Annotated in this window: 14 protein-coding genes; 2 read left to right on the top strand and 12 right to left on the bottom strand. The window is 65.7% G+C overall.

Translation table 11 applies throughout. The features are described 5' to 3' along the window. The first annotated feature begins 44 nt into the window (after nt 1-44). A complete protein-coding gene (locus AC07R0_RS03025) occupies nt 45-1,733 on the top strand; it encodes an AMP-binding protein (protein ID WP_495103750.1) in 1,689 nt (562 codons plus the stop codon). Here the strand turns inward: AC07R0_RS03025 and AC07R0_RS03020 are convergent. The 12 genes from AC07R0_RS03020 to atzF form a co-directional block, all read right to left on the bottom strand. Next, complete coding sequence (locus AC07R0_RS03020; protein WP_495103749.1) at nt 1,730-2,479, bottom strand: GntR family transcriptional regulator; 750 nt, start codon at nt 2,477-2,479, stop codon at nt 1,730-1,732. The genes AC07R0_RS03025 and AC07R0_RS03020 overlap by 4 nt on opposite strands. 34 nt (nt 2,480-2,513) lie before the next feature. Then, on the bottom strand, nt 2,514-3,185 hold the full coding sequence (locus tag AC07R0_RS03015) for a cysteine hydrolase family protein (RefSeq protein WP_495103748.1): 672 nt from the start codon (nt 3,183-3,185) through the stop codon (nt 2,514-2,516). Further along, nucleotides 3,182-4,795 carry an ABC transporter ATP-binding protein gene (locus tag AC07R0_RS03010; protein WP_495103747.1) on the bottom strand — a complete coding sequence of 538 codons (1,614 nt, stop codon included), beginning with the start codon at nt 4,793-4,795 and terminating at the stop codon, nt 3,182-3,184. Before AC07R0_RS03010 ends, AC07R0_RS03015 begins: the two co-directional genes overlap by 4 nt. 13 nt (nt 4,796-4,808) lie before the next feature. Continuing rightward, the gene (gene biuH, locus AC07R0_RS03005; RefSeq protein ID WP_495103746.1) at nt 4,809-5,492 is read right to left on the bottom strand and encodes a biuret amidohydrolase; all 684 of its coding nucleotides are present in this window, start codon (nt 5,490-5,492) and stop codon (nt 4,809-4,811) included. A 5-nt stretch (nt 5,493-5,497) separates the two neighbouring features. Continuing rightward, the gene (locus tag AC07R0_RS03000) at nt 5,498-6,418 is read right to left on the bottom strand and encodes an ABC transporter permease (RefSeq protein ID WP_495103745.1); all 921 of its coding nucleotides are present in this window, start codon (nt 6,416-6,418) and stop codon (nt 5,498-5,500) included. Continuing rightward, nucleotides 6,415-7,485 (bottom strand): ABC transporter permease, encoded by a 1,071-nt coding sequence (locus AC07R0_RS02995; RefSeq protein WP_495103744.1) that lies wholly within the window; start codon nt 7,483-7,485, stop codon nt 6,415-6,417. Before AC07R0_RS02995 ends, AC07R0_RS03000 begins: the two co-directional genes overlap by 4 nt. 21 nt (nt 7,486-7,506) lie before the next feature. After that, nucleotides 7,507-8,625: a BMP family ABC transporter substrate-binding protein gene (locus tag AC07R0_RS02990; protein WP_495103743.1), complete on the bottom strand. Its 1,119-nt coding sequence runs from the start codon at nt 8,623-8,625 to the stop codon at nt 7,507-7,509. Between the two features lie 103 nt (nt 8,626-8,728). Beyond that, nucleotides 8,729-9,847 carry a cyanuric acid amidohydrolase gene (gene atzD / locus AC07R0_RS02985; RefSeq protein ID WP_495103742.1) on the bottom strand — a complete coding sequence of 373 codons (1,119 nt, stop codon included), beginning with the start codon at nt 9,845-9,847 and terminating at the stop codon, nt 8,729-8,731. A 16-nt stretch (nt 9,848-9,863) separates the two neighbouring features. After that, a complete protein-coding gene (gene hpxZ / locus AC07R0_RS02980) occupies nt 9,864-10,241 on the bottom strand; it encodes an oxalurate catabolism protein HpxZ (RefSeq protein ID WP_495103741.1) in 378 nt (125 codons plus the stop codon). A 9-nt stretch (nt 10,242-10,250) separates the two neighbouring features. Then, nucleotides 10,251-11,672, bottom strand: coding sequence for an AtzE family amidohydrolase (locus AC07R0_RS02975; RefSeq protein ID WP_495103740.1), 1,422 nt, complete (start codon nt 11,670-11,672; stop codon nt 10,251-10,253). Further along, nucleotides 11,669-11,878, bottom strand: a complete 210-nt coding sequence (locus AC07R0_RS02970) for an AtzG-like protein (protein WP_495103739.1) — start codon at nt 11,876-11,878, stop codon at nt 11,669-11,671. Before AC07R0_RS02970 ends, AC07R0_RS02975 begins: the two co-directional genes overlap by 4 nt. 22 nt (nt 11,879-11,900) lie before the next feature. Beyond that, nucleotides 11,901-13,649 carry an allophanate hydrolase gene (atzF, locus tag AC07R0_RS02965; protein ID WP_495103738.1) on the bottom strand — a complete coding sequence of 583 codons (1,749 nt, stop codon included), beginning with the start codon at nt 13,647-13,649 and terminating at the stop codon, nt 11,901-11,903. 201 nt (nt 13,650-13,850) lie between these two features. On the opposite strand from atzF, the gene AC07R0_RS02960 reads away from it, so the two are divergent. Continuing rightward, nucleotides 13,851-15,479, top strand: coding sequence for a peptide chain release factor 3 (locus tag AC07R0_RS02960; protein WP_495103737.1), 1,629 nt, complete (start codon nt 13,851-13,853; stop codon nt 15,477-15,479). The last annotated feature ends 6 nt before the right edge of the window (nt 15,480-15,485 follow it).

Genomic DNA, 15,485 nt, shown 5'->3' with positions numbered 1-15,485 from the left:
CTGTGGACCAGGCACTCCAGAATGGTCTCCCCAAGGAGCAATGCATGGAAAAGTGCTGGTTGAAGAGTTACCCCGACGGCGTGGCGCATGACATCGACGTGCACCAGTTCACCTCGCTGGCGCAGGTGCTGAACACCTCCTTCAAGCAAAATGCCGACAAGCCCTACTCCGTCTGCATGGAGCGCTGGATGCGCTACGGCGAGCTGGACGCGTTGTCCACCGCCATGGCCGCCTGGCTGCAAGCCCAGGGGCTGGAGCCCGGCACCCGGGTAGCCATCATGCTGCCGAACATCCCGCAGTTTTCGGTCGCCATGGTGGCCGTGCTGCGCGCCGGCTATGTCTGCGTCAACGTGAACCCGCTGTACACCCCGCGCGAGCTGGAGCACCAGCTGAAGGACTCGGGCGCCACCACCATCGTGATCCTGGAGAACTTCGCCCGCACGCTGGAAGAAGTGGTGGGCCGCACCGCCATTAAGCACGTGATGCTGACCCGCATGGGCGACCTGCTGGGCCTGGCCTATGGCAGCCTGGTCAACTTCATGGTGCGCCATGTGAAAAAGCTGGTGCCGGCCTACAGCCTGTCCAGCAGCGCCACGCTGCGGGTCACACCCTTCACCCAGGCCCTGGCGGATGGGCGCAAGCGGCCTTTCAAACCGGCCAACTGCACCCTGGATTCCACCGCCTTTCTGCAGTACACCGGCGGCACCACCGGGCTGTCCAAGGGCGCCATCCTGACGCACGGCAACATCGTGGCCGCCATGCTGCAAACCGAAGCCTGGTTCACGCCGGCCTTGAAGCAGGTGGGCGAAACCCACAAGGTCAACTGCATCATGGCGCTGCCGCTGTACCACATCTTCGCGCTGACGCTGTGCTTCATGAGCATGCGCCTGGGCTCGCACATGACCCTGGTGCCCAACCCACGCGACATCGGCGGCTTCATCCAGGTGCTGAAGAAGCGGCCATTCCATCTGCTGCCGGCCGTCAACACACTGTTCAATGCCCTGCTGCTGCACCCCGATTTCAAGACCGTGGACTTCTCCAGCCTGTTCGTGTCCCAGGCTGGTGGCATGGCGGCCTCGGAAGGCACGGCGCAGCGCTGGATGGAGGTCACAGGCTGCCCCATGATTGAAGGCTGGGGCATGAGCGAAACCTGCGCCGTCGGCACCAACAACCCGGTACTGAGCAAAACCTTCAGCGGCAGCATAGGCCTGCCCCTGTCCAGCGTGGACATCGCCATCAAGGACGACGACGGCAACAACCTCCCCATTGGCGCTGCGGGAGAGATCTGCATCCGGGGCCCCAACGTTACCGTGGGCTACTACCACCAGCCCGAGGAAAACGCCCGGGCCTTCACCGCCGACGGCTATCTGCGCACCGGCGACATCGGCATGCTGGACGCACGCGGCTATGTACGCATCGTGGACCGCAAGAAGGACATGATTCTGGTCAGCGGCTTCAACGTATTCCCCAACGAGCTGGAGAACGTGATCTCGCTCTGCCCTGGCGTGGTGGAATGTGCAGCCATTGGCATCCCCGACGAACGACAAGGCGAAGCCATCAAGGTGTTTGTCGTCAGAAGTGACCCCGCATTGACCGAAGCCGACGTGCTGACCTACTGCCACAAGCACCTGACCGGCTACAAGCAGCCCAAGTCCATCGCCTTCCGCGATGCATTGCCCAAGTCCAACGTAGGCAAGATACTACGCCGCGAGCTGCGCTTGCCGGCAGCTTAACTGGGGCTCTGCCCCACCTGGCGGGCCACGTGCACCTGGTGCAGCGTGATCTTGCGCACCTCGGCCTGGCTGGCCTGGATGTGGGCGCGCAGCAGCATCGCTGCCTGGTCGCCACGGTGGCTGCGTATGGCTTTCAGAATCTTGGCGTGTTCTTCATAGGTGGCGGTGATGCGCGCCTGTTTGGTGAAGTCCAGCCTGCGGATGATGCGTATGCGCTCGGTCACATCCCGGTGCACCCGGGCCATCTCGGTATTGCCGGCGGCACGCACCAGCGCGGAATGGAACTCTTCGTCCCACTGAGCGACCTGCAAGCTGTCGCTGCTGCGCTGCGCTGCCGGCACCAGCCAGATGTCAAACAGCACGTCCAGCAATTGGTGGTCGATCTGGATGTGCGGTGCCGCAGCCCCGGCGCTGCCCTCGCACAGGCGGTGCGCGGCGGTGGTTTCCAGCACCATCCGCAGGTCGTACAGCTGCTCGAACTGGTCGAAGTCGAACGGCAGCACGCGCCAGCCGCTGCGGAATAGCACCTCCACATAACCCTCTTGCTGCAGCCGGGTCAGCGCCTGGCGCACGGGGGTACGCGACACGCCCAGGCGCTCACTGATCTCGTTTTCGGTAAAGCGGTCGCCGGGCACCAGCTTGAACTCGCCGACATCGCGCTTGAGCTGGGCGTAGACCTCGTCGGCGCGCGAGCGGTATACGGGGGTCAGTACGGAAGAAATAGGAGGAGGCGTCAGGGATTGCACAGGGCAAACTTTAGCAGTTGCGGCGTGGTGGATTTCAGACAGCCGCCAATGCCCGCAGCACCGCGGTGCTGGGCGCCGTCCAGCCGACGATGCCGCCCTGGGCCCGCACCATCTCCAGCGTGGCCGCCTTGAACTGCGGGAAGTAGCTCTCGGTGCAGTCCTCCAGCAGCAGGCCGTCATAGCCCCGGTCGTTGGCTTCGCGCATACTGGTTTGCACGCAGACCTCGGTGGTCACGCCCATGAACAGCAGCTGCTGGATGCCGCGCTGCTGCAACATCTCGTGCAGGCCGGTGGCGTAGAACGCGCCCTTGCCCGGCTTGTCGATGACGATCTCGCCCGCCACCGGCGCCAGTGCGTCAATGATCTGGTTGCCCGGCTCGCCGGCAATCAAAATACGCCCCATATTTCCCACATCGCCGATGCGCAGCGCCGGGCTCCCCCTGTTCAACTTGGCCGGCGGGCAGTCGGACAGATCCGGCTTGTGCGCCTCGCGGGTGTGCACCACCAGGCCGCCGGCCTGGCGCCAGGCCGCCAGCATCGCCTGGCTGGCCGGCACGATGGCTTCCAGCAAGGCCACGTTATTACCCAGGGTTTCGCCAAAGCCGCCAGGCTCAATGAAGTCGCGCTGCATGTCGATGATGACCAGCGCGGCGCGAGCAACATCCAAGGGGTAGTCGAACGGCAGCGCAGGAATGTTCAGGCTCATGCGGCCTCCTTGTGGTCGTCGTGGCCACCACCCATGTGGGCGCCCAACACGTGGCGCTCGGCGGTGGCGGCCGGGGTTTCGAACACGATGCGGCCTTCGCTCATCACCACGATGCGGTCGGCCAGCTCCAGCAGCTCATCCAGGTCTTCGCTGATCAGCAGCACCGCACCGCCGCGGTCGCGCACGCCAAGGATGCGGCTGTGGATTTCGGCCACGGCGGCGAAGTCCAGGCCGAACACCGGGTTCGCCGCGATCAGCACATTGATGTCACCGGCCAGCTCGCGCGCCAGCACCGCGCGCTGCACATTGCCGCCCGACAGGCTGCGGATGGGTGCGCCCTCGCCCTGGGTCTTCACGCCGTATTCCTTGATCCAGTCGCGTGCCCGGCTGCGCCAGGTGGAGAAGCGCAGCAGGCCGCTGACGTTCAGCGGCGGCTGGTCAAAGTCGCGCAGCGCCATGTTCTCGGCCACCGACAGATCGCCGACGCAGGCGTTGCGCAGCGGCTCTTCCGGCAGGCTGCGCACCTTCAATCGGTGGTTGTCAGAGCGCCGCGCCGCGTAGTCCTCACCCATCACCTGCACCCGACCGCCCAGGCGGGGGCGCTGGCCGACCAGCGCCTCCACCAGCTCGCGCTGGCCGTTGCCAGAGACGCCGGCCACGCCCAGCACCTCGCCCTTGCGCACCGCCAGGCTCAGGCCGTGCAGTGCCAAAGTGCCACGGTCGCCCTGGGCTTTCAGGTCGTCTACCTGCAAAGCGATAGGCCCGTCATTTGCTGCACTTTGTGTAGCATGCTGCGCAGGTATTTCCTGCGCCAGAGCACTATTTTGCTCTGAACTTTCGCCCATCATCGCCTGGGCCAGGGTGCGCGTTAACTCTTGTGGTGCAGCATCGGCCACGCGGCCGTGGTGCACCGCCTTGCCACGGCGCAGCACCGTCACGCCATCAGCATAGGCCAGCACCTCGCGGAACTTGTGGGTGATGATGAGCACGCTGCACTGACCGCTCTGGGCGAAGGCACGCACATGGCCTAACACCTCGTCGGCCTCCTGCGGCGTCAGCACCGAGGTAGGCTCGTCAAGGATCAGCAGGCGCGGCTTCAGGTACAGCTGCTTCAGCAACTCCAGCTTCTGCTTTTCACCGGCGGCCAGCTCGGCCGGGCGCGCGTCCAGGTCCAGGCTGAACGGCGTGGTGGCCAGGAAGGCTTTGAGTTCAGCGCGCTTGGCGGTCCAGTCGATCACGGCCGGCAGGGTACCGCCAGCCAGAAGCAGGTTTTCGGCCACCGTCATGCCCGGCGCCAACGTGAAGTGCTGGTAGACCATGCCGATACCCAGGCTGCGGGCGACGATAGGGTTGCTGATGGCCTGCTCGCGGCCGTCGAGCATGATGCTGCCCTCTTCCGCGCGCTGGAAGCCGGCCACGCATTTCACCAACGTGCTCTTGCCCGCGCCGTTCTCGCCCAGCAAGGCGTGCACCGTACCCGGCTCGACACGCATAGACACGCTGTCCATCGCGGTAAAGCTGCCGAAGCGCTTGGTCAGGTGGTAGGTCTCCAGCGCCAAAGCGCCGGTGCCTGCGGGAAGCGCGCCAATCGGGGTGGAATCTGCGGCCATGGGCTTCCTCGGGTTAGACAACGTCAAGCAGTGCGGCCGATGGCGCGTGTGCGCCAAACACACCGCCCTGCATGGTCACCATGTTCAGCGCCGCCAGGTGGTTGGCCGGGTCGGTGGCGGCCGTGCAGTCGGACAGCAGCAGACATTCATAGCCACGGTCATTGGCGTCGCGCATGGTGGTGTGCACGCACACATCGGTGGTGATGCCGGCCAGGATGATGTTCTGCACGCCGCGCTGGCGCAGCACCATGTCCAGGTCGGTGGCGTAGAACGAGCCTTTGCCGGGCTTGTCAATGATGACCTCGCCCGGGAAAGGTACCAGCTCGGGAATGATTTCCCAGCCCGGCTCGCCGCGCACCAGAATGCGCCCGCAGGGGCCGACGTCACCAATGCCAACGCCGTTGGCACCAATCTGCCGCGAGCGCCAGCGCTTGTTGGCCGGCAGGTCCGACAGGTCGGGCCTATGCCCTTCGCGGGTGTGGATGATGTGGTAGCCCAGCGGGCGCAGCCGTGCCAGCACATGGGCAATCGGCGCAATCGGCGCGCGGGTCAGGCTGATGTCATAGCCCATCACATCGACATAGCCGCCGACGCCGCAGAAATCCGTCTGCATGTCGATAACGATCAGCGCGGTGTTATCAGGACGCAGCAGGCCGTTGTAGGGCCAGGCGTAGGGGTTGGCAGCAACATAGGCCATGGTATTTACCTTGTAGAAGATAGCTCGCCCGGGCTGCCCACGGCCACGCTGCCGGGTTTGCAGGTAAAGACGAGGATCACTAAAGTCAGCACATAGGGTACGGTGTTGAACAGGTGGTAGCCCCAGCCTATGCCCACCGACTGCATCGCCGGGCCGATGGCGCCGGCACCGCCGAACAGCATCGCTGCCCCCACACAGCGCAGCGGGCTCCAGCGCGCAAAAATCACCAGTGCCACCGCGATCAAGCCCTGGCCACTGGAGATGCCTTCGTTCCAGCTGCCGGGGTAGAACAGGGTCAGCGACGCACCACCGAGGCCGGCCATGAAGCCACCGGCGGCCGTGGCCGCAATGCGGATGCCCGACACCGAATAGCCCAGTGCCCGTGTGGCATTCGCCGAGTCGCCCGCGAGCCGCACCAGCAGCCCCCAGCGCGTGCGCGCAAAGGCCCACCACAGGCCTACCGCCAGCGCGATGCCGATGGGCAGCAGCGCATTGATCTGCAGGGCCGCCTGCACTACGCTGGAGCCGCTCCAGCCGCCGAGAGGAATGGCCGGAATCTGCGGGGCCTGCGGCTGGATCAGCGGCTTGCCCAGGTAGAAAGCCAGACCGGTGCCCAGCAGCATCAGCGCAATGCCGGTGGCCACATCATTGACCCGCGGCAGCGAGCACAGCACACCGTGCAAGGTCGCAAGCAGCGCACCTGCGCAAGCGCCGACCAGCACGCCCAGCCAGGGCGAACCGGTAAGGTAGGCGCCACCGAAGGCGCTCATGGCCGACAGCACCAGCACGCCTTCCAGGCCAAGGTTGATGCGGCCGGATTTTTCGGTCAAGCATTCGCCGAGGCTGACGAATAGAAAGGGCGTACCAACGCGCAAAGCACCGCCAATAATTCCAGCGAATAGCGCCACCCATTGGTCAGGGGTCATACAGCCTCCACACCCGCAATAGCCGGTTTACGCAGCTTGGCCCACAACGTCTTCCAGTCCACGTCGCGCAGCGCCTCGCTGGCCAAAATCAGCACGAAAGCAATGCCCTGCAGCACCATCACCGAGGCATCGGGCAAGCCGAGCCGGCGCTGCAGCAGGCTGCCGGCCGCACCGAAGCCGCCGAACAAAATGGCCACGGGCACGATGGCGACCGGGTTGTGCCGGGCGATGAAGGACACCAGGATGCCGGCATAGCCGTAGCCGGCGATCAGCGAGGCATTGGCGTTGGTGTGCACGGCGGCGACCTCTACCGCGCCGGCCAGGCCGGCACTGGCGCCACCGAGGGCGCAGGCCGTCAGAATCAATTGCGTGGCGGGCAGGCCGACCAGCTGCGCGGCACGCGGGTTGCCGCCGACCACGCGGATTGAAAAGCCGGACGCCGTCCAGCGCAGCCACAGCCCCAGCGCCACGCAGGCCAGCACACCGAGTACCAGCCCCCAGTGCACATCCGAGCCGGCAATGCCGGTGATCAGCAAGCCCTCGGGCAGGCTGTGCGTGGCGGGCTTGTTCAAGCTGGCCGGGTCGCGCAGCGCGCCTTCGACCAGGTGCTTGAAGATGCCGATCGCCACATAGGCCAGCAGCAGGCTGCTGATGGTCTCGTTGATGCCGCGCGCCTGGCGCAGCCAGCCTGCCAGCATGATCCACAGCGCTCCGGCCAGCGCGCCGGCCGCGCAGGCGATCACCGTGCCCAGCAGATTCGCCGGTAGCGGCAGCATGGTGCCCACCGCCGCACAGGCCAGACCGCCCAGCACCAAAGCCCCCTCGCCGCCGATGATGACCAGCCCAGCCCGCGCCGGCAGTGCCACGCACAACGCGGTGAGCATCAACGGCGCCGAACGCTGCAGCGTGTTCTGCCAGGAGAACCAGTCACCGAACGCGCCCTTGAACAAGGTCAGCCACATGTCTAGCGGGCTGACCCCGGCGAACCAGACGAAGACGCCGAACAGCAGCAGCGCCAGCAGGATCGCCGTGACCGGCAGCAGGATGTCTTTGGCAGTGGAGTGCATGCGAGCTCCTGTGGGCGTTGTTTAGAAGGAACCCTGTACGCCTTCCACCAGGTAGTTCATTCCCTCCAAAACCGGGTCGGTCTGCTTGAGTACCTTGCCAGCGGCGATCACCGTGGCGCCCTTGTTGTCCTTCAGCGGGCCTTTGAAGATGTCGAAGGTGTCGGCCACCATCTGGGCCTTGATGCCATCGGCCTGCTTCTTCGCCGCGTCGGTGACCATGCTGCCGTAGGGCGACATCTTCACGTAGCCCTCCTTCAGGCCGCCGCGCAGGAAGTTGGGGTGCGGTTTGCCGGCCTGGGCGGCGTCGATGATGGTCTTGTAGGCGGTAAACCAGTTCCACTCGGCACCGGTCAGGTAGGCATTCGGTGCCAGCTTGGCCTGGCTGGCGTGGTAGCCGCAAACCATCTTGCCGCGCTTGGCGGCAGTCTCGACGACCACCTTGGGGCCATCCACGTGCATGGTGAACACATCGCAGCCCTGGTCGGCCAGGCTGTTGGTGGCCTCGGCTTCTTTCACCGCCATCGACCAGTCGCCGGTAAAGATCACGCTACAGGTGATGCCGGGCTTAACGGATCGCGCACCGAGGGTGAAGGCGTTGATATTGCGCAGCACCTGCGGAATCGGCTTGGCCGCGACGAAGGCGATCTTGCCGCTCTTGCTCATATGGCCGGCGATCACGCCATTCAGATACTGACATTCGTCGATGTAGCCAAAGAAGCTGCCCACGTTCTTCGGGTGCTTGCCCTCGGTCCACATGCCGCCGCAGTGCGAGAAGCGCACATCGGGGTACTTGGGCGCCAGCGCCAGAATGTGCGGGTCGAAGTAGCCGAAGGAGGTGGGAAACAGCAGGTTCGCACCATCCTGGGCAATCATGCCGGTCATGGTCTTTTGCACGGCCGAGGTCTCGGGCACGTTTTCTTCTTCCACCACCTTCACGCCGGGTAGCTTCTTGATCTCGGCTGCCGTCTGCGCATGGGCCTGGTTGTAGCCATAGTCATCGCGTGGGCCGACGTAGATCACGCCCACGGTGAGCGGCTTCTGCGCCAGGGCGCGTGGCGCCCAGCTACCCAGGGTGCCCGCAGCCGTCAGGGCGGCCAGCGTTTGGAGGGACTTGCGGCGGTTCAGGCTGTCAGAGCTCATACGTTTCTCCAGAAGAGTGGTTACCAAAATAGTGCGTAAGACGATATTCCAACTTGGATACAAGATGGGACGCAAAATGCGTGCCTGCGGATTCAGTGTCCCCTTAAGCCGAACCAACCCGCACGATGGCCGCCACCGGCCCACCGCCCGCGGGCCCCTGGTGCTCGGCCCCGCCAGACACATACAGCGCGGTGCTACCCACCAGCGATGCCAGCACCGCGCCCACGGCGGCGCGGGCATGGCGCGTGGCGTTAATGTCGGAGTCGTTCAACATGGTGTGGCGCAGGCCGCGCACCAGGCCATCCGGGCTGGCCTCGGCCTTGGCCAGCAGATTGACCAGGCCTGGCAGGGCCGATGTACCGTCCCCCTCCATGCCGAAAGCGCTGCGCAGCAGTTGGCGCACGCTGGCGGCATCCACCGCATCGCGCATCACGGTGTGCGCAATACGGTAGGGCGACGCAGCGCCCTCGGCCTCGCCCAAGACAATCACCACATTACCATCCAGCTCGATGCCGGCCGAGGCGGAGGCGCGGGCCGAATACAACGACCCGTCGGCCAACACCGCCGCGGCCACACCGGTCTGCGGCGGCACTTCTCCCAGGGCCACGGCCACACCCAGCGCCGAGGCACCACGCGAATAGCCCATGGATTCATAACTGTCCTGCGTAACGGTCTGGGCGCCGCGCTGCTGGGCTGCACGCACCTTGGCGGCGGTCAGCAGCGGGCACTTGATCTGCACGAAATGCACGTCAGCCGCATCGTCTATGCCGGCGTCCTGCATGGCCTGGCGCACCGCAGCAGCCGTGCACGCAATCTGGGCGGCGCGCCCTATCTCCTCGGGCAGGAAGTCGCGCGTATGCGCCACCCCCACCACCAGGCGCTTGCCTTGGGCTGGCACCGCATCCACCCAGCGGCGCGAGAAAACCGTCCAGTGCGGCGACAGCACCCCTTCGGTGCCGCCCGACATGACCAGGGCCACGCGCTGCCCCACTTCGGCGGGTGTGCAAGCCAGATGCGGACTGAGAAAGTAGCACCAGCTGGTAGAGGCGAAGTCACGGGTGAAGTCATTCACACAGCCGTTGCCCTCGGTCTTACCCATCACGGCCACGATGTCCACAGGATGCAAGACCCCGCTGGCGATCAAGGCCTGCACGCCCGACAGATCCCCGGGGCCGCTGCACAGCACCCGGTGCACCTCCACGTGTTGGACCCTGGAGTTCATACGCGCACCGCCGGCATCACAGCAGGCTGACGTGGGCAGCCACCACACGCCAACCCGCGGGCGTGCGCAGCCAGGTCTGGCTCTGGCGTCCGATCTTGCTGCTGCCCTTGCGTTGGAATTCCACATTCGCGGTGGCGAAGTCCTGTCCGTAGGTGGTGATGACGGTCTTCAGCAAGCTGCGCTCCAGCCCCTGGGCCGGGCGGCCGGCGCGAAACGCCTGGATCGCGGCGTAGCCATACAGGTTCTCGGTCGCGCCATAGCGCAGGGTGTGCGGGCTGTCCCAGAACAGCTCGTCCAGCACCTCGACTTTGTTGTGGACCAGCGCGTCCTCGTAGCGCGCAAACACGGCCTGTACTTCGGCCAGTACGCCGGGAAGGTTAATGGCATAGGTCATGGTGGTTCCTTACAACGATGCGAGCGGCGCACGGCATACGCCTGCGGCCTCCAGCACGGCGGCGGCGCGCAGCACCAGGTCTTCGCGCCAGGGGGCGGCAATCAGCTGCACGCCAATCGGCAAGGCCGGGTGCGCACCCCAGACCGGTACCGCACACACGGGCAGTCCGATGCAGGAGATGGGTTGCGTCAGCACGCCCATGTTCGGGCGCAATGGCAGGTCGCGGCCATTCAGGTCCAGCCTCTCCGCCCCCAGCGGTGTCGCCGCGCAGGGCGTGGCCGGTGCCAGCAGCAGATCGTACTGGCCGAGCACCTCCGCCGCAGCCTGGGCGTAGCGGCGCCGCACGCGCTGGGCACGGGCCACCCAGGCGGCGGGCAGCAGGGCACCCGCCAGAAAGCGGTCGCGCGACAGGGGCTCGAAGTCGCCCGCGCGCAAACGCAGATTGTCCAGATGCAGGGCCGCGCCTTCGGAGTTGGTGATCAGAAACGCGGCGGCACGACCGGCCTCTACCCAGGGCAGCTCCACCGTATCCGTCGCGCCCAGCGCCTGCGCCACCCTGGCCACAGCGGCACGGGCTTCCGGCAAGGCGTTATCAAAGAAATAGCCTCCCAGCACGCCGATGCGCAGGCCCTTGACTCCCAAGTCCAGCTCATCCACTACAAATTCTGTAGCACGTTGCGCACATCCTGCGTCCACGTGCGGGCCTTTTACTTCGTGTCCCTGCATCGCGTCATAGGCCAACGCCAGATCGCGCACGCTACGCGCGAACGGGCCCAGGTGGTCCAGGCTGGTGACGAAGGGAAAGCTGCCGGTGCGTGGCAGCCGACCGAAAGTCGGCTTGAGGCCGAAGATGCCGCACAGCGAGGACGGCACGCGGATCGAGCCATTGGTGTCCGAGCCCAGGGTCAGCGGCACCTGGCCAGCCGCCACGGCGGCGGCACATCCACCCGACGAGCCCCCCGCCGTACGGCCCAGGTCGTGCGGGTTGTGGCAGGCGCCTTCGTGGCTGTTCTCGGTGGTAAAGCCGTAGGCGTATTCGTCCATGTTCAACGCACCCACCAGGATGGCCCCGGCCGCCTCCATACGCTGCACCAGCAGGCCATCTGCCGTGGCTGGCGCGCTGTCGCGCTCTATCTTGGAGCCCGCCAAGGTGCGCAGGCCGGCGATGTCGAACAGGTTTTTTACCGCGAACGGCACGCCCAGCAGGGGCAATGCGGCCTGGCTACCGTCGACCAAGCCAGCGTCTATCTGTGCGGCTCGCTGCAAAGCACGGGTCTGCACCAAGTCGGTGAAGGCGTTGACGCGAGCGTCGGTTGCCGCGATGCGGGCCAGACAGTCCTGTACCAGCTGCGTAGCGCCCACTTCGCGCGCAGCCACGGCCTGGGCCATGCGGGCAGCGTCCTGCTGCCACCAGGCAGTAGTGGCCGTCATGGCGCGCCTCCGGGCACAGCCGGCGAAACAGGGATGAAGGCCATGGGTGACTCGTCCTGCACCGTCAAGGGTACGGCCTGCACCAGCTCGGCCATGCCCGCCGCCAGGGCGTAGTAGCGCAGCACACCGGGGCGCGCATCGCCCAGCTCCAGGCCCAGCGCGGCGGCGGCTGCGTCGACATAGGTTTCGATTTGCTGCTCTGTCATCACCGCGCCTTTCGCTGAAAAATCATCCGGCAGGGCTGCCGCTGGCGATGTAGGCACGCCAGCCGCCGAAGTGCGAGATATCCGTCGCCCCCTGCAAAGCCTGCGGCTCGCAGACAAAGCCCTGCACCGTGCTGCCGTCGGCCAAGGTCAAGGTACCTATACCCAGGGACGCGGGAATCAGCGCGACGAAGGAGCCGTAGTGCGCCAGCGGCATTTCCCACACCTCCACCGCAATCTGCGTGCCTGCGCCAGGGGCAACGCGCAGCAGGCCCGGCTTGGGCGGCACGGTGCCGGGCAAGGCAAACAACTGGTAGTCGGGGGCGGTATGCGTGCTGGCCAGCAGCGTGGCCTGGCGTTCCGTCAATTGGCTGTTCAAAGGCATGCCCGACAGATGGGCCCCCACCACCGCCACACGCGCCAGTGCCTGTGGCTGCAGGCCCGGAATGCTCTGCGGCGCGGGCAGGGGCTGACCGAGCGCGCCTTGCAGCATGCCGCTGGCATGGTGGTAGCGCTGGCCCAGCTCGGCCAGTTGCCAGTCGCTGCCGCAGGGGCCAATCAGGGTGATGCCAAACGGCAGGCCGTCCGGCCGCAGGCTGCTGGGCACAGAGATCGCCGCGTAGTCCAGCAGATTGACGAAATTGGTATAAGCCCCCAGGTTGCGGTTCAGCACCACCGCGTCGGCCTGCATCTGGGCAATCGTGTAATGGGTGGGCGCAGTGGGCACCAGCAGCAGGTCGATGCTGTTCCTACCCACCCACATCGCCGCGGCTTGCTGCCCGTAGGCGCGCAGCTTGACCTGCGCATCAAACACATCGGCTGCGCTATAGCTCTGCCCCGCCGCCAGAATGCTGCGCACCGGCTCAATCACCTGGTCGGCATGGGCATCGAAAAAGCCGCGCACGGCGGCATAGCGTTCGGCCACCAGGGCGCTGTCATACAGCAGCGCCGCAGCAGCAGCCAGCGGCGCGTAATCAATCGACACGGGCGTGCCACCCATCTCCACCAGGCGCTGTATGCCCTGCTGGAACGCAGTCTCGGCCATAGCGTCGCCAAAGAACTCCAACTGCGACGGCACGCCAAACCGGAACCGCGCAGGAAAGGCGGTGCGCGCCAAGACCAGATCGCGCGAATACGGGTCCAGCGCGTCATAACCCATGGCGGCCTCCAGCACGCGCACAGCCGTACCGACGGTACGGGCAAAAATGGACACGCAGTCCACGCTCTGCGCGGCCGGCACCAGGCCGCGGGTGCTGACCAGGCCTTTGGACGGCTTGATACCCACGATATTGTTCAGCCCGGCCGGCACCCGGCCCGAGCCAGCGGTGTCCGTGCCCAACGCGAAATCAACCTGCCCGGTGGCCACCACATAGGCCGAGCCGGAACTGGAGCCACCCGACACATAGGCGGGGTTAAACGCATTCGGCACCGGACCATAGGGTGAGCGCGTGCCATTCAGGCCGCAGGCGAACTGGTCCAGATTGGTCTTGCCCAGCAGCGACGCACCAGCCTTGAGCAGCTTGTGCACCACGGCGGCGTGGGCCGTGGCCGTATAGGCAAAGGCCGGACAGGCCGCCGTGGTGGGCAGGCCCTGCACGTCCAGATTGTCTTTGACCGCGAATTGCCAGCCGGCGAGCGGCCCGCCGGGCGCCCCTGCCACGGCCTGGCCGGGGCGTGATAGCCAGGCCGCCGCAGCCCCCGCCCAGGCGCCAGATTCTGCGCTGACCATGCCGCCAAGCGCCGCACCACTTTCCAGAGTTTCGGTTTGCACCATTTTTACGCATCCCAACTTGTATCCAAGATGCGATGCAAGCAATATGCCAGCTTGGCTGCGATCCATACAGCTGCACAACGGTGCGGTTTGGCCGCGCCCGCAGCCTGCGCGCCTGAATGTGCCAGGTTTTCGGCCGCCCTGGTTAAAATCTAAGGTTGCCTGCCCCACCGGCAGCGCCCCTGACCTGCTCTGGAAAACACCTTGTCTTACGCCTCTGAAACCCGCCGCCGCCGCACGTTCGCGATCATTTCCCACCCGGACGCGGGTAAAACCACGCTGACCGAAAAGCTGCTGCTGTTCTCGGGCGCGATCCAGATTGCCGGGTCGGTGAAGGCGCGCAAGGCCACCCGCCACGCCACGTCCGACTGGATGGAAATCGAGAAACAACGCGGTATTTCGGTAGCGTCGTCGGTGATGCAGATGCTGTACCGCGAGCACGTGATCAACCTGCTGGACACCCCCGGCCACAAGGACTTCTCGGAAGACACCTACCGCGTGCTGACGGCGGTGGACTCGGCCCTGATGGTGATCGACGCGGCCAACGGTGTGGAAGCGCAAACCCGCCGCCTGATCGAAGTCTGCCGCCAGCGCGACACGCCCATCATCACCTTCGTCAACAAAATGGACCGCGAAGTGCGCGAGCCGCTGGACATCCTGGACGAGATCGAACGCGAACTCGGCATGCCCTGCGTGCCCATGACCTGGCCCGTCGGCCAGGGCAAGAGCTTCGGCGGCATCATGAATATGCGCACGCAAACCATGACGGTGTTCGACTCCGGCAAGGAACGCCTGCCGCAGGAGTTTGAAACCATTGCCCTGAGCAACCGCGAAGAACTGATCAAGCGCTTTGGCGCTGAATTCGAAACCGCCGAGCAAAGCATGGAGCTGGCCGCCGGCGCCTCCCCCGCCTGGGACCTGGAGGCCTTCCTGGCCGGCAAGCAGACCCCGGTGTTCTTTGGCTCCGGGGTGAACAACTTCGGAGTGATGGAAGTGCTGGACGCCCTGGTAGACCTGGCCCCCTCGCCCCAGTCGCGCACCAGCACCACACTGGTGAACCGCCAGCCGGTGGTCAAGGAGATTCAGCCCGAGGACAAAGCCTTTGCCGGCGTGGTCTTCAAGGTGCAGGCGAATATGGACCCGGCCCACCGCGACCGCATTGCCTTCGTACGCATGGCATCCGGCAAGTACACGCCCGGCATGAAGCTCAAGGTGCAGCGCACCGCCAAAGAGCTGCGCCCGACCAGCGTGGTGACCTTTCTGAGCCAACGCCGCGAAGCCGTGGACGAGGCCTATGCGGGCGACATCATCGGCTTCACCACGCACGGCGGCGTGCAACTGGGTGACACCATCACCGACGGTGCCAGCCTGCAGTTCACCGGCCTGCCCTTCTTCGCACCCGAGCTGTTCATGACGGTGATTTTGAAGAACCCGCTGCGCACCAAGCAGCTACAGCAGGGCCTGGCCCAACTGGGCGAAGAAGGCGCCATCCAGGTGTTCCGCCCCGACGTCGGCGGCCCCATGCTGCTGGGCGCCGTGGGCCAGTTGCAATTTGAAGTGGTGCAACACCGCCTGAAGGCCGAATACGACGCCGACGTGCGCCTGGAAAGCTGCCAGTACACCGGCGCCCGCTGGATCACCGCCGACACCCCGGCCGAACTGCGCAGCTTCACCGATGCCTACCCCATGCGCATGGCCCACGACGCGGCCGATACGCTGGCGTATCTATGCACGTCGCCCTACGACGTGCGTCTGGCGCAGGAGCGCTTCCCCAAGATCCACTTCCACCCCCTGCGCGAACACGCTGGGCTGGCGCTGCAGACCGCAGGCTGACCCAGG

It is taken from the genome of Rhodoferax sp. GW821-FHT07F03 (genome assembly GCF_059418745.1).
This window is presented reverse-complemented; position numbering and strand designations above follow the sequence as displayed.